Source organism: Rhizobium sp. N122 (genome assembly GCF_002211295.1).
Taxonomy (GTDB): Bacteria; Pseudomonadota; Alphaproteobacteria; order Rhizobiales; family Rhizobiaceae; genus Rhizobium.
On the sequence record NZ_LOKU01000028.1, the window covers coordinates 37,733 to 60,992 of the forward strand.

Annotated in this window: 23 protein-coding genes and 1 pseudogene; 9 read left to right on the plus strand and 15 right to left on the minus strand. The window is 58.8% G+C overall.

The window, feature by feature from the left end; translation table 11 throughout:
- Window positions 1-289 precede the first annotated feature (289 nt).
- A complete protein-coding gene (locus ATY75_RS20255) occupies window positions 290-808 on the plus strand; it encodes a cupin (RefSeq protein ID WP_088938913.1) in 519 nt (172 codons plus the stop codon).
- 180 nt (window positions 809-988) lie between these two features.
- On the opposite strand, the gene ATY75_RS20260 is transcribed toward ATY75_RS20255, so the two are convergent.
- The 8 genes from ATY75_RS20260 to ATY75_RS35570 all read right to left on the minus strand — a co-directional run bounded on the left by ATY75_RS20260 (window position 989) and on the right by ATY75_RS35570 (window position 10,095).
- Window positions 989-2,569, minus strand: coding sequence for a hypothetical protein (locus ATY75_RS20260; RefSeq protein WP_088938914.1), 1,581 nt, complete (start codon window positions 2,567-2,569; stop codon window positions 989-991).
- Window positions 2,566-4,197 (minus strand): hypothetical protein, encoded by a 1,632-nt coding sequence (locus ATY75_RS20265; RefSeq protein ID WP_088938915.1) that lies wholly within the window; start codon window positions 4,195-4,197, stop codon window positions 2,566-2,568. The genes ATY75_RS20260 and ATY75_RS20265 overlap by 4 nt, the downstream gene beginning before the upstream one ends.
- On the minus strand, window positions 4,194-4,943 hold the full coding sequence (locus tag ATY75_RS20270; RefSeq protein WP_088938916.1) for an SDR family oxidoreductase: 750 nt from the start codon (window positions 4,941-4,943) through the stop codon (window positions 4,194-4,196). Before ATY75_RS20270 ends, ATY75_RS20265 begins: the two co-directional genes overlap by 4 nt.
- Entirely contained in the window at window positions 4,940-6,262 is a 1,323-nt protein-coding gene (locus ATY75_RS20275; protein ID WP_088938917.1) for an FAD-binding oxidoreductase, read from the minus strand. The genes ATY75_RS20270 and ATY75_RS20275 overlap by 4 nt, the downstream gene beginning before the upstream one ends.
- A 5-nt stretch (window positions 6,263-6,267) precedes the next feature.
- Window positions 6,268-6,702, minus strand: a complete 435-nt coding sequence (locus ATY75_RS20280; RefSeq protein ID WP_088938918.1) for a GtrA family protein — start codon at window positions 6,700-6,702, stop codon at window positions 6,268-6,270.
- A gap of 10 nt (window positions 6,703-6,712) precedes the next feature.
- On the minus strand, window positions 6,713-8,254 hold the full coding sequence (locus ATY75_RS20285; protein ID WP_088938932.1) for a UbiA family prenyltransferase: 1,542 nt from the start codon (window positions 8,252-8,254) through the stop codon (window positions 6,713-6,715).
- A gap of 236 nt (window positions 8,255-8,490) precedes the next feature.
- On the minus strand, window positions 8,491-9,432 hold the full coding sequence (locus tag ATY75_RS20290) for an NAD(P)/FAD-dependent oxidoreductase (protein WP_190241394.1): 942 nt from the start codon (window positions 9,430-9,432) through the stop codon (window positions 8,491-8,493).
- Between the two features lie 291 nt (window positions 9,433-9,723).
- A complete protein-coding gene (locus ATY75_RS35570; RefSeq protein ID WP_348627417.1) occupies window positions 9,724-10,095 on the minus strand; it encodes a hypothetical protein in 372 nt (123 codons plus the stop codon).
- Window positions 10,096-10,325: 230 nt separating this feature from the next.
- Here ATY75_RS35570 and dinB point away from each other — a divergent pair, with 230 nt between their 5' ends.
- A complete protein-coding gene (gene dinB / locus ATY75_RS20300) occupies window positions 10,326-11,405 on the plus strand; it encodes a DNA polymerase IV (RefSeq protein ID WP_088938919.1) in 1,080 nt (359 codons plus the stop codon).
- On the opposite strand, the gene ATY75_RS20305 is transcribed toward dinB, so the two are convergent.
- A complete protein-coding gene (locus ATY75_RS20305; protein WP_064841927.1) occupies window positions 11,402-11,896 on the minus strand; it encodes an SOS response-associated peptidase in 495 nt (164 codons plus the stop codon). The genes dinB and ATY75_RS20305 overlap by 4 nt on opposite strands.
- 303 nt (window positions 11,897-12,199) lie before the next feature.
- Here ATY75_RS20305 and ATY75_RS20310 point away from each other — a divergent pair, with 303 nt between their 5' ends.
- Entirely contained in the window at window positions 12,200-12,790 is a 591-nt protein-coding gene (locus ATY75_RS20310; RefSeq protein ID WP_088938920.1) for an SOS response-associated peptidase, read from the plus strand.
- A gap of 87 nt (window positions 12,791-12,877) precedes the next feature.
- Here ATY75_RS20310 and ATY75_RS20315 read toward each other — a convergent pair whose 3' ends face one another.
- Window positions 12,878-13,828: an EamA family transporter gene (locus ATY75_RS20315; protein ID WP_088938921.1), complete on the minus strand. Its 951-nt coding sequence runs from the start codon at window positions 13,826-13,828 to the stop codon at window positions 12,878-12,880.
- Window positions 13,829-13,904: 76 nt separating this feature from the next.
- Between ATY75_RS20315 and ATY75_RS20320 the strand changes: the two genes are divergently transcribed.
- Window positions 13,905-14,516, plus strand: coding sequence for an ABATE domain-containing protein (locus tag ATY75_RS20320; RefSeq protein ID WP_088938922.1), 612 nt, complete (start codon window positions 13,905-13,907; stop codon window positions 14,514-14,516).
- Between the two features lie 431 nt (window positions 14,517-14,947).
- Here the strand turns inward: ATY75_RS20320 and ATY75_RS20325 are convergent.
- Together ATY75_RS20325 and ATY75_RS20330 are read right to left on the minus strand one after the other, a co-directional pair.
- Window positions 14,948-15,863, minus strand: a pseudogene (locus tag ATY75_RS20325) (zincin-like metallopeptidase domain-containing protein).
- A 1,024-nt stretch (window positions 15,864-16,887) separates the two neighbouring features.
- Entirely contained in the window at window positions 16,888-17,154 is a 267-nt protein-coding gene (locus ATY75_RS20330) for a DUF2277 domain-containing protein (RefSeq protein WP_088938923.1), read from the minus strand.
- A gap of 501 nt (window positions 17,155-17,655) precedes the next feature.
- On the opposite strand from ATY75_RS20330, the gene ATY75_RS20335 reads away from it, so the two are divergent.
- The 3 genes from ATY75_RS20335 (at window position 17,656) to ATY75_RS20345 (ending at window position 19,238) form a co-directional block, all read left to right on the plus strand.
- Complete coding sequence (locus tag ATY75_RS20335) at window positions 17,656-18,132, plus strand: Hsp20 family protein (RefSeq protein WP_088938924.1); 477 nt, start codon at window positions 17,656-17,658, stop codon at window positions 18,130-18,132.
- Between the two features lie 74 nt (window positions 18,133-18,206).
- Window positions 18,207-18,506: a DUF982 domain-containing protein gene (locus ATY75_RS20340; RefSeq protein ID WP_088938925.1), complete on the plus strand. Its 300-nt coding sequence runs from the start codon at window positions 18,207-18,209 to the stop codon at window positions 18,504-18,506.
- A gap of 411 nt (window positions 18,507-18,917) precedes the next feature.
- Window positions 18,918-19,238, plus strand: a complete 321-nt coding sequence (locus ATY75_RS20345; protein ID WP_064841866.1) for a low affinity iron permease family protein — start codon at window positions 18,918-18,920, stop codon at window positions 19,236-19,238.
- A 412-nt stretch (window positions 19,239-19,650) separates the two neighbouring features.
- Here the strand turns inward: ATY75_RS20345 and ATY75_RS35130 are convergent, their stop codons facing one another.
- Both ATY75_RS35130 and ATY75_RS20355 read right to left on the minus strand, forming a co-directional pair.
- On the minus strand, window positions 19,651-19,884 hold the full coding sequence (locus tag ATY75_RS35130) for a hypothetical protein (RefSeq protein ID WP_064841865.1): 234 nt from the start codon (window positions 19,882-19,884) through the stop codon (window positions 19,651-19,653).
- An 80-nt stretch (window positions 19,885-19,964) separates the two neighbouring features.
- Complete coding sequence (locus ATY75_RS20355) at window positions 19,965-20,147, minus strand: DUF3606 domain-containing protein (RefSeq protein ID WP_088938926.1); 183 nt, start codon at window positions 20,145-20,147, stop codon at window positions 19,965-19,967.
- A 484-nt stretch (window positions 20,148-20,631) separates the two neighbouring features.
- Here ATY75_RS20355 and ATY75_RS20360 point away from each other — a divergent pair, with 484 nt between their 5' ends.
- Both ATY75_RS20360 and ATY75_RS20365 read left to right on the plus strand, forming a co-directional pair.
- Window positions 20,632-21,540 (plus strand): Ku protein, encoded by a 909-nt coding sequence (locus ATY75_RS20360; RefSeq protein ID WP_088938927.1) that lies wholly within the window; start codon window positions 20,632-20,634, stop codon window positions 21,538-21,540.
- 12 nt (window positions 21,541-21,552) lie between these two features.
- Window positions 21,553-22,362, plus strand: a complete 810-nt coding sequence (locus ATY75_RS20365; RefSeq protein WP_088938928.1) for a Ku protein — start codon at window positions 21,553-21,555, stop codon at window positions 22,360-22,362.
- 307 nt (window positions 22,363-22,669) lie between these two features.
- Here ATY75_RS20365 and ATY75_RS20370 read toward each other — a convergent pair whose 3' ends face one another.
- Window positions 22,670-22,873, minus strand: a complete 204-nt coding sequence (locus ATY75_RS20370; RefSeq protein WP_088938929.1) for a hypothetical protein — start codon at window positions 22,871-22,873, stop codon at window positions 22,670-22,672.
- Window positions 22,874-23,260 lie beyond the last annotated feature (387 nt).

Consider the following 23,260-nt stretch of genomic DNA (forward strand, 5'->3'; position numbering starts at 1 on the left):
TGGCCGCGATCAATATATCTGCATGCCGCGCCGCCCCAACCTCGAAGATATCCTGCGTGGTCGGGTACGGCTAAAAAGCTGCCCGCCTTTTTGAGCCCCGGCAGGCCGAGCAAAGGCATCCGGTCAGGGATCACCTTGCTGAAACAGGGAACTGCTGGAGCCTGCCAAAGTTAGTTTTGTGAAGCTATGGCGGAGTTCGATAGGAACCACGTCGAAATCCTTAGGACATCAGCATCTGGCTTGGCGGCGAGCTCGTCGCGACACTCGATGAATAAAATGGGAGTTCCGCATGGAGACCGAGACGATAATTTTCCAGCCGAGCGACTGGGTCCCGAACAATCCCCGCCTTCCTGTATTGCTTTACCGGGGACTGGTAGCCAATGATGGGGCTATTGATTTCCAAGGACGCTTCGCGGCAAACGGCTGGACAGGCATCTGGGCAAACGGTGTGTTCGACTACCAGCACTTCCACTCCGGCGCCCATGAAGTGTTGGGAGTCGCCCGTGGTACCGCAACGCTGCTGATTGGCGGCCCAGACGGCCAGGCGCTGGCGGTGGCGGCGGGAGATTGTTTGGTATTACCAGCCGGCACAGGCCATCAAAACCTCGGCTGCTCCGCTGACTTCCGAGTTATCGGCGCCTATCCTGACGGCCAGGATGCCGACATTCAAACATCGGCTGCTTCAAGCGATATGCTGTCCAAAATATCGGCAGTACCCTTGCCCGCCACCGATCCCGTTGAAGGATCGTCGGGATTTCTCATTGAGGCGTGGCGCCAACCATCCGCGTGCCGCACCGCAAAATCATGACAGGCAAGACGCGCCGCCTCGAGCAGGGGCTGCCAAAGACGCGAGCGAAATATTTCGCACGGCCCGCCGTTTTAGAATCTTCCGTTTTTGGCGTCCGCAGCGAAGTGAGTGATGAAGCGAATTCCGCCGCTCTTCCTGCACTGCCAGGTTCATTTCGCGCGCACGACGATCTGCTCCAGCTTAGGGAGCTTTTTTGCGATAAATGCGCCAATCCGCCGTCTCCCGCACGAGGTCATAGTGGCGGGCTATATAATGCGCATAGACGTCCCGCATGCCGTTCCCTGTCCAGATTTCGATGGGCCACTTCGGATCGAGGATCAAGTCCACGTCGGCAAACATCTTTTCCGCCACCGGATGATATTCCTGCCCAAGAGTGCGACCCCAATGATACCAGGCACTGTCGCCGGCCGGCGGCGTCAGTCGCAGCCCCGCGGAAAATGGATTGACGAAGTCCAGAACGGCGACACGCTGAGATTTCCCATCCAGTTGCGAAAGAGCCGCCGACGCGTCGGCAAGCGTTCGGTTGTAGTCCTGGAAATATTCATATTGGCCGGCGCTCCACATCTTCACCAGGCGGACCCCGGAGAAGGCGGGCAGCGGAATAGCGTCGCCTCGCCCGCCAGCGGCATAATAGGCATGAATGGCAAGCGACGCGGCATTGCCGACCGCGGCCGGGGTGAGCAGGAATGCTAAGAGTAGCGGCAGGGCGATCCGCGCTCTTCCATACCGGGAAGGAAGCTCTGCGCGAAAGAAACATGCCGACAACACGGCAGCGCTCGCGCCAAGTGTCACAATCCCAAAGAATTGGAAGTTCTGCGAGATCAGAAGGATCCCGGTTGTGATGCAGAACCCCACGAAGAGCAGATGCCGATAGGTTGGCGTCAGGATGAGAAGGATGACGGCGACAGCCAGGTAAGCAAGAAGGTCGACGAAGTTACCCCGTACCACGTGACCGATAGCCGTCATCGTCGGGAGACCGCCGCTGTTCTTCCCCGCAAGACTGATGTCGAGGAGGTAGTTGACCCCTCCGCCCCAGAGCGTCTCCGTCGCGAGGATGCTGGCAGCGACGATCCCAAACGCGAGCGCCACCCAGCCGATCTGGCGCCGGTCAAAAAGCATGAACATCAGAAAGGCGACGCCCACCACTCCATATGTGATCTTGGTGTAAAGCATCAGCAGCACGAGGAAGCTGGCGCACGTGGCGTCCGCGCCTTTGCGGTTTGAGGCGCCTGGCAACCGGCGCAGGTACATAACCAGCAGCAAACTGAGTGACGCCCAGCCGATCCGGTTGTAGAACATGGCAAAGCTGAGTTCCCCGATCCGTTCGCCAGGGTTTGCAGGAGCCGCGAGCACCAGAAGCAGACAGGTTGCCAGCGGCAGCCCAATCGCCCAATGCATCCGGCTGCCGACGATTCCTGCGGCGACAAGCGAAAATAGCAGGATCAGCAGAGACATTCCCACTGGCATTGCCGCCCCCATGCTACCGGACAAAGCGTAACCGACCGCCGGGATATAGAATGTGAGCGGCCCGAGAGACGTATGGAAATCAACGTTCGGAATCTGTCCAGCCGCAATCCGATAGGCACCATCAAGGAAAACGAAAAGGTCATTGACGTATCTGGTTGTGACTGTTGCGCCGGGCAGAGCCAGGAAGGCGGCAAGAAACAATCCAATGCTGGGGACAACGGCACACCACCAGTTCAACTGGACGGCGGGTCGCGGTGTATCTTTCTCCGTGATCGCTCTCGATGCTTGTGTCACCGTGCCTCACTTTGCGCCTTTGCCTGGCGCCATTGGTAAACCGTCCATTCGGATGTCTTCCGCACCACATCGAAGTTCGCCGAAAGGAACGGGCCATATAGCTCCTGCAGCGGCAGGCTGTTGATACCTGTCTTTGGCACCATGACGATCGTGACGTCGGCAAAGAGCACGTCCGGCGGGATGTAAGACCGTTGATTGATGTTGCGGTTCCAGTGAAGCCAGGCAGTATCGCCGGCGGGCGGGCGAATGCCGAGTCCGGCCGAAAATGGGTTTGCGAAATCCAGGACAAAAACTCTTTCGGCTGGAACCGGCAAAGACTGGAGAAGCGCGCCACCGCTGACAATGTCATCAAGGTAGCGCCTGATGAAATCGGGCTCCCCGCCAGGCGGATCGACTTCCCGGACATCAGCAAATCGCGGCAGCCCGAGAGGCTGCCCCGCCTTCTCGGCCGCGAGGGCCGTATGCAGGACGAGGGCCGCGCTGTGGTGCACGATCGGAGGCAACAGGAACAGGATAACCATTAGCGGCAGGGCGCCCGCAGAACGAGCTGAGCGTCCTGTTGGTCCGCCGTCCTGGCCCGGTTGAAGCCAGGGCGTCTTCTGGGCCAGCGCGGTTGCCCCGCAATAGAGCGTGATGATGCCCCAGCTGTGGGCGTTCTGATTGATGAGCGCGACGCCCGCGCCTAAGCAAAACCCACAGAAGAAAAGATCTCGCAGGCTGCGGCTTTGCCAGATGGCGAGCGAAGCGACGGCAGCGAATACGGCGAGATCGGATATATTTTCGCGCAAATTTTTTAGAATGCTGCCGACATCATGACCACCGCTGACGCGGGCGGCCGCCCGCAGATCCTCGATGTGCTGGGCAGTTCCGCGCCAGAAGAACTCGATGGCGACCATCGCCAGTCCCGTCAGCAGCAGAGCCGTCACGCCCCAGCGGCGTTGCTGCCGATCCGACAAAATGATCAGGATCAGCCCGGTGCCCGCAAGACCGTAGGTCACCTTGGTGTAGAACGAGACAAGCAGAAGAAAGGCGGCTCCGAGAGCATCGGCACTATCATTGCGCCTGCTAGATGACTGCGGTGCCAGATACATGACCAGCAACAGGCCGAGAGCGACCCAACCGATGCGGTTATAGAACATCGCGAAGGAAGGATACCAGATGGAGCTGCCAAGATTGATCGGAGCTGCAAGAATGAGAACAAGGAATATCCCGAGTGCGGCGGCCAAAGACGTGCCCAGACGCGACACAAGGATGCGGATCATCGCGGGGATGAAAGCGACGAGCACGATCGCCATCCCCAGTGGTACGGCAGCTCCAAAATTTCCGGACAGAAAGTATCCCGCAGCCGGAATGTAAAAGACGAGTGGCCCGAGCGCCGTGTGGAAATCTCGGTTCGGCACCTGGCCCCAGGCGATGCGATGCGCGCCGTCGATAAAGATCAGAACGTCATTGATGAAGGCGGCATTGATGGTCCTGCCCGGCAGTGCCAGCATGGCTGCACAGGCCAGGGCGACGACGATGATTGCAAGTTCCGCCGACAGGAACCGCCGTACCCAGGCTGCGGATCGTCTGTGGGCACCACCTCTGGCTCCGATTGCGTAGGCGGCCTGATTGGTGGGTTTCGTCACAGCCGCAACCTCTTGAAGATGGACTCAGGGATTGACCTGATTACCGTCATGAGCGGTCGCCATATCCCCCTGACGTAGACCACGTCACTGCGGCTACCGCCCTCGGCGACCGCGAAGATCTTTTGCGCCACCTCCTGCGGTTCGGCCGTAAGAAGCGGCGGGAGCCTCATTCCGTCCGTCATCCGCGTGCGAACAAAGCCTGGCTTCACGGTCAACACGCGCACTCCCGAACGGGACAGCCTGTTCCTCAGGCCTGACAAGAACGCGGTCAAGCCGGCTTTGGCGGCGCCATACACGTAGTTCGACGCCCGTCCGCGATCGCCGGCGACAGAGCTTGTTCCCACGATCGTGCCCGATCCGCGCGCCGCAAATCGCTCAGCCAGTAGACCGAGGAGCAAAGCCGGCCCCTCGAAGTTTGTCCGCATGACCATGGCGGCGTATTCGAGCTCCTTTTCAGCCCGAGACTGCTCACCAAGTTCGCCGACGACGCAGATCACCGTGTCAGGCAAAGGTGACAGGGCACCGAGGAAGGCCTCGAAACGAGCCGTCTGGAGGATATCCAGCTCATGAACCGTGACAGATGCGCCCGTGCGCGTAGCGATGTCGTCGGCTTCACGTTGGACGGCCGCGTGCGCCCGTCCGGCCAAATGGATGTCCCATCCTGCCTCGCCATAATAGCTTGCCGTCGCACGGCCTATATCAGAGGTCGCCCCGATCATGAGCAGTGTCTTGCCGATCCGCTTCATATGCCGAGCCTTTTTGCCAAACGGGAATTGAAACGACGGTCGGCTCCGGTTGCTCTTCGCAGCTCTTTGAACGCGTCCAGTCTGGGGTAACCGCATTCGAACGTAAGGCGGGACTGGCGCGCGTCTTTGGCCAGATAGAGACGCCCCCCTGCCTTGACAACCAGCTCATCGATTTCGTCTAGCAGCCGCAACACCTCCAGCGTGGCTGGGAGGTCGACCGCGAGCGTATAGCCCGGCGCAGCAAAAGAAAGCAGACCCGCACTGCCTCGCAGCCTTTTCAGAACGGCAAGAAAGGAGCCTTTGCCCGACTGCGCAAAGCGGTCGAGGATGCTCGAGAGGACCTGGAGCGCGTCAGCATCCGGTACCACGCATTGATGCTGGATGAAGCCTCGTTTGCCGTACAATCTGTTCCATCGAAGGATGCGGTCGAGAGGGAAGAAGTAATTATCCCAATGGACCAACATGGGCTTGGCCGACTTGCGGATACCGGCCCGGAAGTAAAGCTCATTGAAGGCGGATACGCTCGCCTTGTTCAAGAGCCAAGCCGGCATATCGAGCGGCAGGGTAAGGGCTGCGCTGTTCGGCGAGGGAAAGAGATCGGCCCTTAGCGTCTCCCTGACCTGATCCGGTGTCGCGTGCTCACCCGCAAAAATCAAAGACCGTCCGTGCGAAGCGCCTTTCGACAGACAATCGATCCAAGCCACCGAGTAGGTCGCCTCCTCCGATTGCCGCAACGCTTTTAATGCTTCGGCGAGGTTCTCGGCTACGGTCGTCTTCTGCGCAATCCAGCCGGTCTCAATCTGTCTCAAGCGAAAGGTTGCTTCAGCAATTATTCCAGTCAGGCCCATCCCGCCGACCGTCGCTGAAAAAAGCTCCGCGTTCTGCGAGCGGCTACACGTGAGGATTTCGCCGTTGGCGGTCACCAATTTCAGTTCGTTGACGTGATCGCCGAATCCGCCATCGCAATGATGATTCTTTCCGTGAACATCTGACGCAACCATCCCCCCGATCGTTACGAACTTCGTGCCCGGAACCACCGGCGGAAAACAGCCCCGGGGGACCAGCGAGCGCAGGACGTCGGAAAGCATGACGCCGCCCTCTGCGGTGAGGACGCGATCGGCGGCATCGAAGCTTTTCATCCGGTTCAATCCACCGCACATCAAGGTCGAATTCTCGCCGATCGCAGCGTCACCATAGGAACGGCCATTGCCACGAGCGATCAAACCTGGACGCGATGCCACAAACCTGCCTAGGGCCTCCGGAACCCGGCAGTGCAATACCTCGCTCTCATGACGCGGATAGCGTCCCCAGCCCTCCATCGTCGCTACGCCTCCCTTGGCTTGAAGACGAATTTTCGGTCGAGAGCGTATTTCGCGATATAGCCAATCCCCAGGCCGATCGCGCCACCGGTATATTTGGCAAGCTCCGTCTTCCAGATTGTCCAGAAGGCGATTTCGAACCCCCAGAATATGAGCGTCGTCAGCACGCTGAACAAGCCATACAGTACGACCTTCGACACCTCGTCGCGATGAGAGGTGTAACGGTCGAAGAAGATCCATCTTTTGTCGAGAACGTATTTGAGGGCAAAGCCGGCGACGGTGCCCGCGAGGATTGATGGCATTAGGCCGGACCAAGGCGCCATTTGGAGAACGATTGCCTGGACAAAGAAATTAGCGGCGGTAGAGAGCACCGCGAAGACGACATAACGGACCGCGACGCCGGTGGCGGTGGTGCTTCGCTGCTGGAACTGCGAACCCATGATGACCACCTCACATCGCGGCCAAGACGAATAGGCTGGCGGCCCCGAGTGTCGCGAGACTGACTTTATCCTTGAAGGCAAAGACAACCGGATCATCATGCATCTGGCCGCGGTGGGCGAGCATGAGAATGCGCGCGATCCAGCAGGCGAGGATCGGGCCCACGAGCCATAACATTCCCGGCCGCGCAAAGATGTCTTGCGCGTTTTCGCTCGCGGCGTAGAGGGCAAACAGCGTCAGCGCATTCATCCCGGCGCCCGCTGCCAGGGCACCCACCATGCCGATGTCGGCCTTCCTGTAGTCCCGGCCCTTGGAGTCCGGCAGGCGCGCGGCGCGGCGCCCGATCAGCTCGGTGTATCGTTTGACCAAAGCGAGCGAGAGAAACCAGCTCATCATGAACGCCAAGAGCCAGGGCGACGGCCAAACCGAGACGGCGGCCGCCCCGCCGATCACCCGGGTCGTATAGAGAGACGCGAGAGCCACGACATCCAGGATCATCCTGCGCTTGAAGAAAAACGAATAGGCGGTGGTCAACGCAAAATATCCCCCCAAAACAAGAACGAACCCCGGCGTCACCATGACGGCGACCGTGAGCGATAGGAGAAGGAGGATTGGAATGACGGCAATGGCGTCCGAAAGCGGAATGTCACCGCACGCAAGAGGCCTGCGGCATTTCGTGCGATGGCCGCGGTCGTCCTGGAGATCCACCAGATCATTGAGGATATAGACGCCGGAAGCACAAAGTGAGAATGCGAGGAAAGCCAGACCGGTGCTGACCAAGCTGTTGACATCGAAGAGCTGATTTATCAGCAGCGGGATAAAGACAAGCCCGTTCTTGACGTACTGATGCAAACGCAACAGCCGCGCCCAGGTGCGCCAGGTCGCTTTCTCATAGGGGAGATATTGGACATCAGCGCACTGTAGCGCGAGTTTTTGTGCGACCGCGGGCGGAGTTCGTATCGCATAGGATTTGGCGGCATAACGCCAAACAGGAAGGTCTGCCGCGTCGTTCCCGATGTAGTCAAATCCGCTTTTTCCGAAAGCGGCCATGAGTTTTCCCGCTTTGACATCGGCCGCGCAATTTGTTGTTTCGCTGGTTGCAAACCAGCCGTCGAAAAGGCCGAGATGTTTGGCGACTGCGGCAACGAGACGCTCATGGCTCGCGGACGCCAGATAGATGGACCGTCCTTCCTCTCTTGCGGCCCGTATTACCTTCACGACCTCCTCGTCATACGGAAGGAAAGCGGGATCGAAATCAGCTGGTTGCGAAAGACGGTGCTTCAGGCAGGCCTTTCCGCAGCACACAGCCTTGACCAGAGCCACAGCCGAGTGAGGGTGACGACCGAGTTCGGCGAATGCGGTTTCGATCAGGAGATCTGATCGTACGAGAGTGCCGTCGAGATCGACCACCAACGGACAAGGCTGCAGTAACGTTTCGAGGGCTTCGGAACCGACCGCCGATGGCGACGCGTGCGTTGGCTCAAGGCGGTCATCCTCCCGGAGTTCTGGCGGAAACTCTCTTTGCAGGAGGAACTCACGATGCAGCTCGCTCAAAGGAATCCCCTCTGCTTGAACCTCAGGAACCCCTCGAACCACGGCCAAGACGGTTAGTTCCATTATCAAGACGCGGGGCTTTCCGGCGTTCGCGAGAGATGCCCCGCAGGGGCTCCTCCGCACGGACATGCTGAGACTTTCCGGGAAACCGGTGTCTCGCAAAAAGGCGGCATTTCGGTCTGGTGCCGCCGAGCATGGTCGTCAGCGTCGGGGACAAGCCCTGGCCGAACTCCTGCTCACCCGACAAGCGGGTTATGGTCTTCTTGCAGTTGCCGTAGGCGGTTATGCACTGCGACCGCTGCTATCTCCCCTTGCGCCATGGCCACACCCAGTTGATTAAGGCCGGTCACGACATCGCCAACTGCATAGAGGCCCGGGACCTGGGTCGTCTGATGTGGGTCAACCTTTATGCGCCTGTCCTGCTCCAACTCTGCCCCCAGCTGTTCGGCGAGCTGTGAACGCGGGGCTATCCCTAACGCCGAATATAGGACCACCCCTTGCAACGCGGCCGAGGCCTTCATGATGAGATCAACGGTTCCGTTCACCGAACGAAAGCAGTGCACCAGCTTCTCGCCACGGATGGTGACACCGTGCTCGATCAACCGAGCCAACGTAGCGTCTTTCACATCCAGTCTTTCACCGAGTGTCGCGATGGTGATCTTTTTCGTGAACGATTTAAGGAAAAGGGCTTCTGACGCCGCTCGCTGTGTCGCGCCAATCACCACCGTGGATCTTCCAGCAATCTCATAGCCGTCGCAAATCGGGCAGAGGCGAATATGTCCTGACCGAACGAAATCAGTCGCTTCGCTGATAGGCGGCAATCGATCTTCGACACCCGTCGCCAGGATGATGTTTTTGGCGCGCATGTGCCGGTCTTCTTCAAGTCCCGCGATGAAGCCGAAGTTACCTTCCCGCTCGACCAGAGATACGGCTGCCCGCACGATCTCGACACCCAGGTTCTGCAGCTGCGTTTTCATGCGTCTCGATAGCTCGCGCCCTTCGATGCCTTCGGGAAAGGCCGGATGATTTCGCGAGAGCGGGATAAGCAGTGCACGGCTGTGGCCTGAATCAATGACGACAACGCTGCGGTTTAGCCGTGCCAGGTAAATGGCGGCCGCCATGCCTGCCGGCCCGGCACCTATCACCATCGCGTCCAGTCTTGCCGGCGTAGCTGTCATCGCTTGAACTCCTTTGCAGCCCTCCAACCTCGACGAGACGTCACGGTTCCGGCGCCGGTGGTCGCAATCGAACGCTGCGCATCCAGGCGAATGCATGCCTCGCCCATCGAAGGTTCGGATGCTTCACGCTTGATCAACATGGACGGACTGGAAGTCGATTTATCGATAAAAAAAAGCTCCGCAAGTTTTGCGGGGCAATGATATCCAGTGGAAAGGCGGATGGGGGAAGAAGGGACCCGCATCCGCCCGTCGAACTCACCGCTTGTAAATAAGTTCCCACTCTTGCGAGCTTTACATCAGCAACCGCACCAGAGCGTCCTCATCTTTCACCCCATGTCGAAACGACTGAAGAATTCGATTGGCCAGTTCCTCGCGCTCCGCTTCCGATTTGATCCGTCTAGCGGCAACGAGGTGGTAGAACACCCTCTGACACAAAGCGAGATCGGCGTTTTCGAGGGTGTTTGCACCTTGTGCAGTTTGCCACGGGAACATGATAACCTCAGAATCCCTGTATTGAGGGTAGGTTTGGGAGGCGCCAGTTTCAGCCCGCGCATCCGCTCCAGAAGATTTCAGGTCGCTATATTCAGGTCGGGGAGCGACTATTATCGTCTGCTCAATTAGCGCCGATGTCAGCGGCCGAGTGAGGCTACCGTGCTGAACCATCACGTCTCGAACGTGGCTCTGATCGTCGCGGTGCTGCCGTCCGCTTAGTGTCTCTGATAGAAGATTTCCACAGAATGAGAACGCCTTGGGCGGCTGGAAGTTCGGCGCAGAACCGAGGCATCCGCGGGGATAGTTGATATAGCGCCGAAGCCTGCTATGTTCTCTCTTTGTTTCGGCTTTGATTGATTGCCGATCCCATAGACTAGCGCTGAAGCCGCCATGAACGAACGATGAGCTCGACCCCCTTCCGAAAAATCGTCCACGTCGACATGGACGCCTTCTACGCGTCGGTCGAGCAACGCGATAATCCCGAGCTGCGCGGCAAACCGATAGCCGTCGGCGGATCGGCCGCCCGCGGCGTGGTGGCGGCAGCGAGTTACGAGGCCCGCGCCTATGGTGTCCATTCGGCGATGCCGTCGGTGACCGCTAGGAGAAAATGCCCGGACCTCATCTTCGTGCCGCCGCGCTTCGACGTTTATAAGGCGGTGTCGCAGCAGATCCGCGAGATCTTCGCCGAATACACGCCTGACATCGAGCCCCTCTCGCTCGATGAGGCCTATCTCGATGTCACCGAAAATCTCAGGGGCATGCAGATCGCCACCGACATCGCCCGGGAGATCCGAACCAAGATCAAGCAGATCACCGGCCTCAATGCGTCGGCTGGAATTTCCTACAACAAATTCCTCGCCAAGATGGCGAGTGACCTCAACAAGCCCAATGGTCAGGCCGTCATCACGCCGAAGAACGGCCCAGCTTTCGTGGAGGCCCTCCCGGTCAAGAAATTCCATGGCGTCGGTCCCGCGACGACTGAGAAGATGCACCGGCTTGGGATCGAAACCGGCGCGGACCTCAAGCAGCAAACCCTTGAGTTCCTGGTGGAGCATTTCGGGAAGTCGGGACCCTATTTTTACGGCATTGCGCGCGGGGTCGACGAGCGCCAGGTCAGGCCGAACCGAGTGCGCAAATCCGTCGGCGCCGAAGATACCTTCTCCAAAGACCTCCATGCCTACGAGGCGGCGCGCGAAGGTCTTCAGCCGCTGATCGAAAAGGTGTGGGGCTATTGCGAGGCCAATGGGATCGGCGCCAAAACGGTGACGCTTAAGGTCAAATATGCCGACTTCAACCAGATCACCCGCAGCAAGACGATTCCGGCTCCTCTCGCGGCGATCACCGATCTGGAGGACATCGTCAGCCTGTTGCTGGCGCCGGTCTTTCCGCCTCGAAAGGGCGTTCGGCTGCTCGGCGTCTCGCTGTCATCGCTGGAGCGGCAGAGCTTCGGGGGGGAACCGCAGCTGAGACTGGCGCTTTAGACCGCCAGCATCGGCTGGGCAGGCGCGCCAGCGTGGCGTTTGACCCGGAAGGTGCCCGCCGGCAGCGGCCGTAGGATTTCCTCTTCGGGGACAAGTCCGTCCAGCCAAGCCATGCGCTGGTCGCGTGTCAGCGCCGCCATCTGCCGGTCGTGGAACGGCGCGATATCGGCATTTGCCTCGATCGTCAGGACGGCATAGGCCTCCGCCCAATCCGCAGCTGTCGGCCGCCAGATTCCCGCGAAATAGAACCAGTCGCCATTGGCGAGCGAGAATCTGAAGCTCTTGTGGCGAAACTCCGAGACTGGCACCAGGCAGCGGTGTGTCGGAAATCTCCGTCCTTCCGAACGGATGACGTTCACCGCGCGCGGACCGCCGTCGCGTGGGCGCAGGCCCCACGGCAGTTCCACCATCTCCACATCGCCGTCATGGCGCCGGATGATGACGCGGCGCTCATTGAGCGGAGCATCGGACCGAAAAACGATCGCGTTCATAACTTCTGGAACATACCAAGAACACGCATATTAGACAAGACCGATGGATAAAACTGTGCTGATAATCGAAGACTGGTAGTCCAATGGATGCGTGCAAATGAGACTGTACTTCAGATGGTCATGCGGCACGTTCGCGATCGCCCACCCATCGTCGGGCGGCAAACTTTACTGATCAAAGACTGGTCGCGCTCCGCCTGCCGACAAAGAAGGCGGGCGAACGCCTCACCCCGGGGCGCATACAATTCGAGCATATTTTGCACCTGTAGCGCCTCAATGACTGGACCACACGTGAAGGGAAGAGCGATGTGCAATGATTATCGGCTGATGGTGGATGTCGCCTCGGTTGTCGAGGATTTCGCCGATCTCAAGATCAAGATCCGTTTCGGTGAAGGCGCGCCCAATCTCGAAGCGCGCGAAGACATCAAGATCACCGATATAGGCCCGATCGTCAGGACGATCGATGGTGACCGCGAGGAAGCCGAGCTCGTGCAGCGGCGTTGGAGCTGGCCCGGACCGAACAAACGGCCGGTTTATAACTTTCGGTCGGAGGGTCGCGAGTTCACTTCCAATCGCTGCCTGATCGTTGCCGACGGCTTTTACGAGTTCACCGATCCAACAGACCCGAAAAAGAAGCGCAAGGACAAGTGGCTGTTCACGAAGAAGAACGAACCGATCTTCTGCATTGCCGGCATCTGGCGCGAAACACCGGAGTTGGGCCAAGCCTTCACCATGCTGACGATGGAGCCAGGGCCGGACATCGCGCCGTACCACGATCGGCAGATTGTCATCCTGGAACGCGGCTCCTGGGCAGATTGGCTTGACCCGACCGTTTCCGCGAAGTCGTTGATCAAGCCGCTCCCAGGGGGCACCCTTTCTGTCGAGCATGTCGGCTGAGCCCCCCGGCCCTGCTACATAGAGCTGCCCATGAGCCGCGGCCTGGTGTGGCGGCGATAGCAGGCGGCCCTGATCGTCTCCTGTCCGCTAACGGTGGCAATCATCTGTGACGCCCAAGGTCGGTCGCCTGTTTGAAAAGCGCGGCAGGCGGTCAGCGGATAAGCAGATCGCCGCGGCAAGGACCATCAGTCCCATGCCGATAAATCTCTGGGGTTCAGCGGGTTCGTCGGCGGAGATCACGCCGACTGAGACCGCAATGGCAGGAGACACGAAAGCAAAGCTGCCCGCTCTTGCCGGACCGATGTCCCGCAAAAGCTGCATATAGACGCTGTAGCCGAGCAGCGAACCGAAGATGACGAGGAATAGCCAGCCGGCCACCGCTTGCCATTCCCAGGGCGTAACCAGGCTTTCGGCCGAGCGAGGCTCTATCGCTAGAGAGGCAATCAGCAACACGGTACCGCCGATCAGCGTCGTCAAGCCGGAAAGGCGCGCGCTGCCATAATTTGATATCAGAGGTTTTGCCAGCACGGACCCCCAGGCCGAGGAAATGGCTGCCCAGGCGATCGCCATGAGTCCGATCATCGGCAAGCCCTTCTGAAGCCCAGTTAGATCAACGGAGGGCGCGAAAAGGAGGACAAGGCCGAAAGCGCCAAGCAGCATCGCGAAGGCGCGAAGGCCATTCCAATGTTCCTCCCCCAGGACAACACCGAACGCGAGCAGCGCAAGCGGTGTCAGCGACATCTCCAGAACCGCCGCGGTCCCTGATGGCACGAACTGCATGCCCCAGAACAACGGCCCGTAGCAAAGCGTAATCATCAGCAGACTGACAAGGACCAGTCGCTTCTTATCCGCCTTAGCGAAGCCGCTTCTTTGTCCTCTCGCCCAAGCCAACACGATGAAGACGGCACCGGCCACCATGAATCGCGTTGCGGCAAATATCATCGGGGGCACCGTTTCCACACCGAGCTTGACGGCGATCCAGGTCAGCCCCCATACGCAGCATAAAACAGCAAATTTCAGAAAATTGCGCCTAGACATGTTCCGGCCTTGCGATTGTAACGGTTAAAGACCATTTATACCGTTACAACTTTATTCTCCGGGAGTTGTTCCAGGCATGGCCAATTCGACAGCTGACATGCGCCTGAGCGGCGGTCATCCGGCCCTCGACCTCGCCAATACCGTGGACAGCCGGCGCGGCCGCTGGGGGCCGGACTTTCTGCGGTCATTCGAGGATTTGCTTGTCCTGGCGGAACGGCTCGACCTTGTCGATCAGCAAGCAGTGGCGCGTCTTCGCGGGCAGGCGAAAATTGATCCGCCGAAGGCGGACGCAGTGCTGGCAGACGCTTTGGCACTGCGTGAGGCGATCTACCGGCTCTTTCTTTCCGAGGATGCCGGAGAGTCCTACCCGATCGCAGATCTTCGCCTTGTGGAAGATCGTGCACGACGCGGCCGGGCCCATCAGGTCCTCGCGGCAAATGAAGCTGGTTATGCGTGGACTTCACCCTTTGACGATCTTCCCCAACTGGTTCAGCTCTTTGCGACTAAGGCGGTCGATCTGTTGATGGAGCGCAATCGGCGGCGAGCAGTGCGGGAGTGCAAGGGCAGCAATTGTGGATGGCTGTTTATTGATCATTCCAAGAGCGGGCGACGAATGTGGTGCTCTGACGCGAGCTGCGGCAGCCGCGCTCGTATCAGACGCTTCCGATCCCGAGTGAAAGGCACATAAGGGCCTGACCTCACCGCGCGACGACGGTTGCGGCCGCGCCGACCAAATACTTTCCATTGGCATCGTCGGCGACATGGAACTTCTCACGCTCCGCTTCATAGTCTTGCCCTTGTAGCTTTTCGCGAGCTTGGGTGCGGTTTGCCTGTTCGAGTGGGCTGGGGAGTCGTTACCAAATCTATTGCGCCGTGACGCGCTGCGATCGCAAGGTGATGGGAACCGCCGTCAGATAGCGTGACATCTTTCTGAGATAGGCTTCGCGTTTTTTGAACGAGGATGAAGCTCCTCATCCCCACTCAGAGAGTCGTCCGGGCACGACGAACCCGGAGCATAGAGTTCACTGCGTGCAAATTCGCAATAGCAGGACTTGTTTTCCGATGAGCATCCGATGGCAAGCCTTGGCGGCTCATGATGTGGGCCAATAAGGAGGCGGCTCAAGCCGCCTCCTCCTTGTTGAGATCCGGCTGCAGGTCATGCAGGTAGTCGACGGCCCGTTGCGCATGAGCTGCCGCTGAAAAGATGGCGCGCTTGTCGTTGCCGAGAACCTTGAGCCAGCTGTCGAGATAGCTCGCGTGGTCGGGGCGCGGTTCGAGCTCTGGAACGACACCCGGCGCAGAGAAAGCAGCTGCCAAGTTCGGCAATGAGCTCTTCGCGGGCGCGTTCGCTCCTGTCTTTCGCGTAGCGGCTCAGATCCCGATCGAGCCTTCGCGGTGCAGCGGTCCAGTGCGTCATCTCGTGACTGAGGACGGCGACGTAGGAGGCATCGTGCCGGAAGGCGTCGACGCATGGCATCTGGATGTAGTCCCGAGCAGGAGCATAATAGGCCGCCGATCCACCGTGGCGGATCAGGGCGCCGGTATTGGCAAAGAAGCGGCCGGCAACACCGATGCGGCTCATCCAATCCTGGTCAGGCGCGATGGAATGGGCAAGGCCATTGAGCCCGGTGATTTGATCGGTGTTGAACACGGTGTAGGTTTTGAGAAAGGGGATATCCCGTTCGATTTCGGCGCCTGTCTCCGTCCTCTCGGCGCGAATGAAAGAGCTGGCAAAGACGACGGTCGTGCCGGTTTCGCCCCTGCGAACGGCGCCGCCAAGCTCGATTGCCTGACGAAACGTCATCCACCTTGGTGATGCGAAGCCGCGGGCGATGGCTTCAGACCAGAGGAGCAGAACATTGATGCCGGTGTATGGTTGGCCATTGTGGCGCAGTGGCCGGCTGACCTCGGCCGTCCCGCCTCCCGCCGTCCACGGCTTGGTCCATGGACGGACGCCCTGTTCGAGATCGGCGATGATCTTGGTGGTGATGCGGCTGTAGATATCGGATCGTTGATTGGATTGCTGCCTGTTCATGTCTGAACCTCCGTTCGAGGTCGCGGCCATCGCGACCTGCTACGGCGGTCCAAAAGCCGGGCTGCAAGCGCGGCCCGCACCCGCAGGGCCGCAACGAAGTGGAGGACGGCAAAGCCGTTGGGGGCGGCGCGAGCCTGGCAGGACCAGAGCCGGGGCAGGACGCGATGGCTGCAAGACGACGGCCAGGTTTTGACGCAGGGAGAAATGGCAAATCCAATCCCCTATCTCGCCGCGCACCGCGCACATGAAGAGCATCGAGGATGGCTATATGCCGCGCCGTGGGAGTGAGCGGGCGAGATCGACGATGTAATCGCGCAATGCAGTCCCACTTCCCCGAGGAGTTTGCCGTCAACGGCGATCAAGATGGTTGCTCGGTCTGTCCATTTCAGCTCGTATCCCGCACCAGATTGCGCAGAACGACTACCTGATAAACGTGAGGACGATCCAGAAGGTGCGCGGCTCCATCTGGCTGGGCCCATGGACCAGAATACGCAGATTGATGATTGTGGCAAATCACGTGTCCAGAAGGCGAAAAGTCTGCATGGCAATGGCTAACACCGGCTCGCTTAAAGCGGCTGTATGGGATTCCGGCGGTACCGTGTCAGGTGACGAATACGAAGGATATCGATAATGTCACGGATTCAGCCTCGGTGCTTCTGCCATGGTGAGCTGATCGCACCCGTAGGGTATCGGCGCCGTCGGCGGCGGCACCGGGGGACTTCTGACAGGCCCCGGCTTGATGGCAATTCCGGAGTTGGCCGCCTCGTCGCCGCCGGCTCGCTGGCGGTGCCACAGGCGGCATCATTGGCGCGATGACGAGTTCCGGCGTCTCGGTGATCAAGATTCCGCTGTCAAGGAAACGGTGAAGCTCCCGGCGACAGCGAAAGCCGTGTCCATCAGATGTCGCTTCCCTGATCGCTGTGGCGCAGATGGCAAACGCCAATGGGCCCACCGTTACAAGACTGCTGGATTGCGGGTTTTCACAGACTCGATTGCGCGAAGTTCGGCCCATGGCGCCTTCATCTTACGCGAAGCGCTTCGCTGCTCTCGCAAGCGCCTTCGCGGCGACTTCGTCTCGATCTCGAGGAGGTTGAGAGGTCTCCAGCGAATTCAGCAGTTCCTTGGCGCACTTCGCGATCGTAAGGACAGCCTGCTCGAACGCCGCCTCGTTGCGTTTTGAGGGCTTGGTGGTTCCGCTTAACTTCCGCACAAATTGAAGTGCAGCGTCATGAATCTCCTCGTCCGTCGCTGGCGGGTCGAAATTAAACAGAGGTCTGATGTTTCGGCACATGGCTTGCTCCCGGTCGTTTCCCTCCTCGTGAGAGGAAGATTGCGCTTAACGTAGTCGCATGAGCGTGAAATACAAACGGGCCAAGATAGCACAGACCAATCTAGCAGACGGGAGCAACCCATGCGCGGCGAGTCGTCGCTGTCGGCTTTGACACTCCCCGACTGATGGGGCGTGGGTGGGGTCGGGAGCCGATTGTTGTCGGCTGTTTGAACAGCCCTTCCGCCTGATCGGACTCGTGGCTCACCGACCGAAGGATGCCGAGTCCACTCCCACCGAATTTTTGAACTCATCACACCGCGAATATCCGTCCCGGTGGGAGTTAACCGCTATCTGGAGCCGATCGTCCTTGACGATCGACAATCAGATTTTTTCAAGCAACGACTTGAAACCGATTTTTGCAAAACCAGATAATTTCCGCTGGACGCCGCAAGGGCCAGTTACAGCTGAGGTGCCGCTTGCTCGGCGCCTTCGTACCCATGTTGCTTCAAGGAGGATATGGCTATGGCAACATCTTACGATTATGCACCGCTTTTCCGTTCAAGCGTCGGGTTCGATCGGGTCTTCGATCTTCTTGAAAGCGCACAGCGCGCCCGCTCGTCGAGCGACTGGCCGCCTTATGACATCGTCAAAACGGGCGACGACACCTACCGCATCTCGGTCGCTGTCGCGGGTTTCTCGCAGGATGATCTTGACCTGACATTCCAATCGAACCTGCTGATCATCACCGGCGACAAGCGGGAAACGCAGAGCGACTGCTATCTGCATCGCGGCGTTGCCGGCCGCCCGTTCGAGCACCGTTTCGAATTAGCGGATCATGTGCGGGTTTCGGGCGCCGATCTGACAAACGGTCTGTTGTCGGTTGACCTTGTTCGTGAAGTCCCCGAAGCAATGAAGCCGCGAAAGATCGAGATCCAAACGAACGCGGCCCAAACGAAGCCGCTAAATGCCCTCCCGATCGAGGGCCAGAAAGCGGCCTGACGTCCTAAAAATAGGGGCTCCGTTATCGGCGCCCCTTCCCTTTCAACAATCGGGCTTTTTGAAAGGAGCGCAAAATGAAACCCGATGCGTTCGAACCGCCGGTCACCATTTTGACCGGCCTGGGTATTCCGACGCCAGTTCACTCTGTAATGCATGCCTATCGACTTTTGCTGGACTGGCCCATTGGAAAGCATGACGCAGCACATGCGGTCGCGTTGAGGGCCTGCAAGACGGCCATCAATGGCGAGATCGAACCGGATACAGCGAGAAGCGTATTTGTGGCCTTCGCAGAGAAACACGACCTTCTGGCGCCGGACCACGGTGTCCTTGTGGGAGCCCGCAACAGACACGGTAGTGATCCGCATATGCGATGAATGCCAGGGTGTAACGGGGAATTTCGGCACGGATTGAACGCCATGCTTCCTTGTCCGGCGCACCTGTTTCGAACTTGTGGGATGGAGTGAAGACCGACTAACCAAAAGCCGCAGCTGTAAGCTCTTCCGCATTCCGCCTGACGCTAAGGCTTTAGGCCTGTGCGCAGGATGTCTGTCTAAATTTAAGTTCTCGGATTACTTCCATTTCCGCAGAGAAACGGGAGCAGTCAGCAAACCCACAAGGGCACCGCCTGCGGCGCCCTTGTGTATAGCTGCAGAGCTGCGAGCACTGCGCGTCTTGCGGGCGACAACGCGAGCCCTGGTAACAGCGGCCTTCTCATCGCTTGTGGGGTGGCGCGGGGAACAGCGGGGCGTTTTCGGAGTTTCCTCGAGGACCATGAGGACAAAACGATGCGCTGGCGTTCCTGGCTAACCGACCTAGGCACGTGGACTGCCAGTCCATATGCCTTCGCAATCGTGATTATCTACGGGCTTTCCTGGTTGGTATTCAGTCGTCAGACTCTTGAATGGCACGGCTTGGCCACCCTTGCCACGTGGCTCATGACCTTATTCATCCAGCGCGCCGAACACCGGGATACGCAGGCAATCCATGCCAAGCTGGATGAACTTCTTCATGCTCATGGCGACGCCAGGAACCAAATCACCCATCTTGACGAGAAGGAGCCGGAACAGATCGAGAGTTTCCGGGAGGCCCACACGGCTGCCGACTAACTGCCGACATCTTTCCGCCCGGCCTGACCATTCTGTCGCGTCGATTCTTGCGCCGATCTCTGAACTGCCGGCCGGGCCTTCTCACCTGCGCGACAGCGACGACGACAACCCGACCCCGGGTCTCCGCGCCTTCGAAACGGGTGATCCGCCTGCTAGCAAGACGCGGCCTATAACGCCCTCGGATCCTGCATTCTCGCTCTTTCGCTCGCAGGTTCGTCATACCCGGTTACTCCGGTTTCGTTGAAAAATTCCGCCGACGCCCGGACGTAGAAATGAAGTCAAAAAGAGCCTCGCGCGCCTTTCGCAATTGAAGTTCGCCGGGCCCCGTTTGCCACATCAATAGCAGCCGTGCTTCCCCGCCGACACGGAACAGCCGTCACCGGATTGGCTGGTGACGACTGTAGGAGACGCATCAGTGGAGCGAGTCGGAAGAAGGCGCATTGATGCGAGTGGCGGCCAACCCCACATAGGTTCCGATCAACGTCGTCGACATTTCCTCCACCGAGCGACAGCCTTGATCATAAAGCTCGATAGCTGCGTCGCATAGAAACGACGACGCTTGATCGTCCCATTCGACCCCGTAATATCGGTACCATTCCCGGACAGCCTGCGACATAATGCGATGGTCGGCTCTATTGTTCGCCATGGGACACCTTAGAAGAGAACGCGCGCACGGAAATGCAACTCGAAGGATCGCCAAGACTTTTCAGCGCTGATGGCGAGGGCTCAGTGACGGCTGATTTCGCCTTCAACTTTCTTCCGGGAGTTGCCAGCGCTCTTGACCGCTTTCTTTACCGTATCCGTGGAAACACCTTCCTTGTTCGCTTCGTATTTCACTTCGTGATCTTGCCCGCCAGCAACGCGCGCGCGATCCTGTGTGCGGCCTCGGGATGTCTGGTTCTTTGCCATTGGATTTTTCCTCGGTGAATCTTCGCAAGGAGAGAAACTCGCGACGATTCCAGTAGTTCCCGTGCTCATCATGCTGCGCTTGAAGTGACGACCGGACGCCCTACGCAGGGTCGACGAAGAGAAGCTGACGATGCAGTATCAATGGACATGGGAGCGCGATGGGAGGGGAACCAAGCGGCCGCCTCCATACCGCCGACGCCTGAGCGACGTCCTTCGCGGCAAGTTTGCCGGACCATGCCACGGATTGGGTTTCGACGCTTAAGATGCAGACTATGTCGGCATAGCCGTTCATTGCTCACACCTCGGGTGGACGCTCCGCATAAAGCCGACGGCTTCGCTTCTTCTCAACCCCCGAGACAAGATTCGATCCGGAATCAATCTCTGAACGCATTTCGATAACCTGTTGAAAAATGATTCGTTTCGAGTCGGAACGAATCACCTTGAGACGTCTTTGAGTCGCGACAAAGTGATTCGGAGAAGCGTCATGGCAACAGGGCATCGCGCGCAGTGGAAAGGCTTCATAAAGTTCGGTGAGGTCAGCTGCGGAGTAGCGCTTTATACCGCGGCAAGCACATCAGAGCGCATTACCTTCAATACGATCAATAGGGCATCCGGCAACCGGGTGAACCGAATCTTCATCGACAGCGAGACAGAAGATCCAGTTCCGAAGGAGCAGCAGACAAAGGGCTTCGAGATCGAGAACGGCCAGTACATCATCATCGATCCCGAAGAGGTCGCTGCCACGATCCCCGAGAGCAACAAAACCCTCGAAATCGAAGCCTTCATACCCTGCTCGGATGTGAACGACGTATACTTCGACAAGCCCTATTACTTGACCCCTGACAGGATGGGCAGCGACGCATACGCGGCGCTCCGCGACGGCATGAGGAAATCCAATGTCGTCGCCATAGCGCGCACGGTTCTCTTCCGGCGAATGCGAACCGTGCTCATTCGGGCCCATGGCAAAGGTCTTATCGCGACGACCATGAACTACGACTACGAGGTCCGCTCGGCGAAAACGGCCTTCGAGGACATACCCAAAATGAAGATAGAGGGAGAGATGCTCGATCTTGCCAAACACATCATTGGTACGAAGAGAGGCACCTTCGACCCTGCGACTTTCGACGATCGCTACGAAGCCGCCCTCGCCGACCTGGTCAAGGCCAAAATGGAAGGCAAGGCGCTGCCCAAGCCGAAGAAGATCGAAGTGTCGAAGCCGAATGACCTTCTCGCCGCGCTGCGCGAAAGCGCGGGCATGTTGAATGCCGCTGCAGACAAGCCCAAGCGCACCGCCGCCAATGCCAATCAGGGCACTGGTCGACAACGCGCCGTACGCGGAGCAGCTCCAAAAGCCGCTGCTTCCGGAGCGGCCGCACGTCGCAAGGCAAGCTGAGGAGACCTCATCATGGCACCGCGCTACTACTGGAAGGGCTACTTGAAACTGTCGTTGGTCACCTGCCCTATTGCGATGTCTCCAGCGACCAGCGAAAGCGAGAAGGTTCGCTTCCACACCCTCAACCGCGATACCGGAAACCGGGTCGTTTCACAGTACGTTGATTCCGTCACCGGCAAGCCCGTGAAAGAAGACAACAAGGCAAAGGGTTACGCACGCGGCGAAAACGACTATGTGATCCTGACCGACGACGATCTGGATCGGGTGGCGCTCGACACGGTGAAGACCATTGACATCGAAAAGTTCGTGCCGGCCGATAGTGTCGACTGGATCTACTTGGAAAAGCCCCACTATCTAATGCCTGACGACGCGGTCGGGAACGAGGCCTTCGCCGTCATCCGGGACGCGATGAAGGCGGACAAGGTCGTCGGCGTCTCAAAACTCGTCATGGGTCGCCGCGAGCGCGCCGTCATCCTCGAACCTCGCGATGAGGGCATTGTTCTGTGGTCGCTGCGGTTCGGCGACGAGGTCCGTCCGGAAGAGAATTATTTCGAGGACATCGAGGCCGAAGCCGATCCCGATCTCGTTCCTCTCGTCCAGAAACTGATCAAGCAGAAGTCAGCCCGCTGGTCTACGAGTATGGTTAGCGATCCGATCCAGACCAGTTTGCTGAAGCTGATCGAGGAGAAGAAGAAGCTTCTGAAGCCGAAGAAGACGGCAAAGGGGAAAGCAGCGCCGGCGCCCGCATCGAACGTCGTCAACATCATGGACGCTCTGAAAAAGAGCATCCAAGCCGACCTCAAAGGTCGGAAGGCGGGATGAGAACTCGGCGTTAGCGGACACCAGGGTACGCACGGAAGCGCCGGCTGGCGGATCGATTTCTTGGTGATGAGACTATGCGGCCACCGTCACAAGGCCGAGGGGAGGTATCTGACGAAAAGACTGCGACAGAGCGGGGCGGAGCGATTTCCAGTTAGGTCGAAAACGGAATGTTGCGGGTCATCGCTGATCGGACGCCGCTCGTTGCATCCTTCCCCGAACCCACGCGCTAGGCCAAAGAGAGCGGTTTCTGAAGCAGTGAAAGCGTAGGCTTTTTGACGGTGCAGCCTCTCCTAGTGATGGGCCGAATTCAATGCAGGGTGATCGCTCGCGCTGGAATAGCGATCTCCTCGGCGACGAGGCGGTTGAGCGCGACCGCCACCTCATCGAGAGACCAACCGACACTGAGAGCATGATCAATTATCTGGTGAAATTCGTTTTCGAGATAGTCCTCGCAGTCGTGAATACGATCAGACGAGACAATGATTTGGCGCGAATTTAGGATTTTGGACATGGCCTTATCCTCTTCTGCGAACCTAACAGGTATGACAGGCCATTGTTCCCGCCGTGATCTTGAGCGGCGATCCCAGGTTTTGGGGAACACGATCGACGCCAAGGCTCGCCTCCTATGCGGGTACCCTCACTTCTCGACCTTTTACGGCGATGGGTTCGGGTCTAAATCCCCCGCGCTGCGCCTACGAACGGCCTCAGGTGATGAAGCTTATCCTGCTGGTATAGCTTGATGATGATGGCGACTAGCTGGCAGGGGTCCAGTTAGAGTCTGTCAGGGTTATTCTGAACCATACCCTGCATGTCTGAGGTAGTTGGAGCACTCCTGGGGACTGAACGCCTTCAAGAGTTCTCCAATGCGTCTCCATGTAGTTTCAACGGTTCGTTCGTC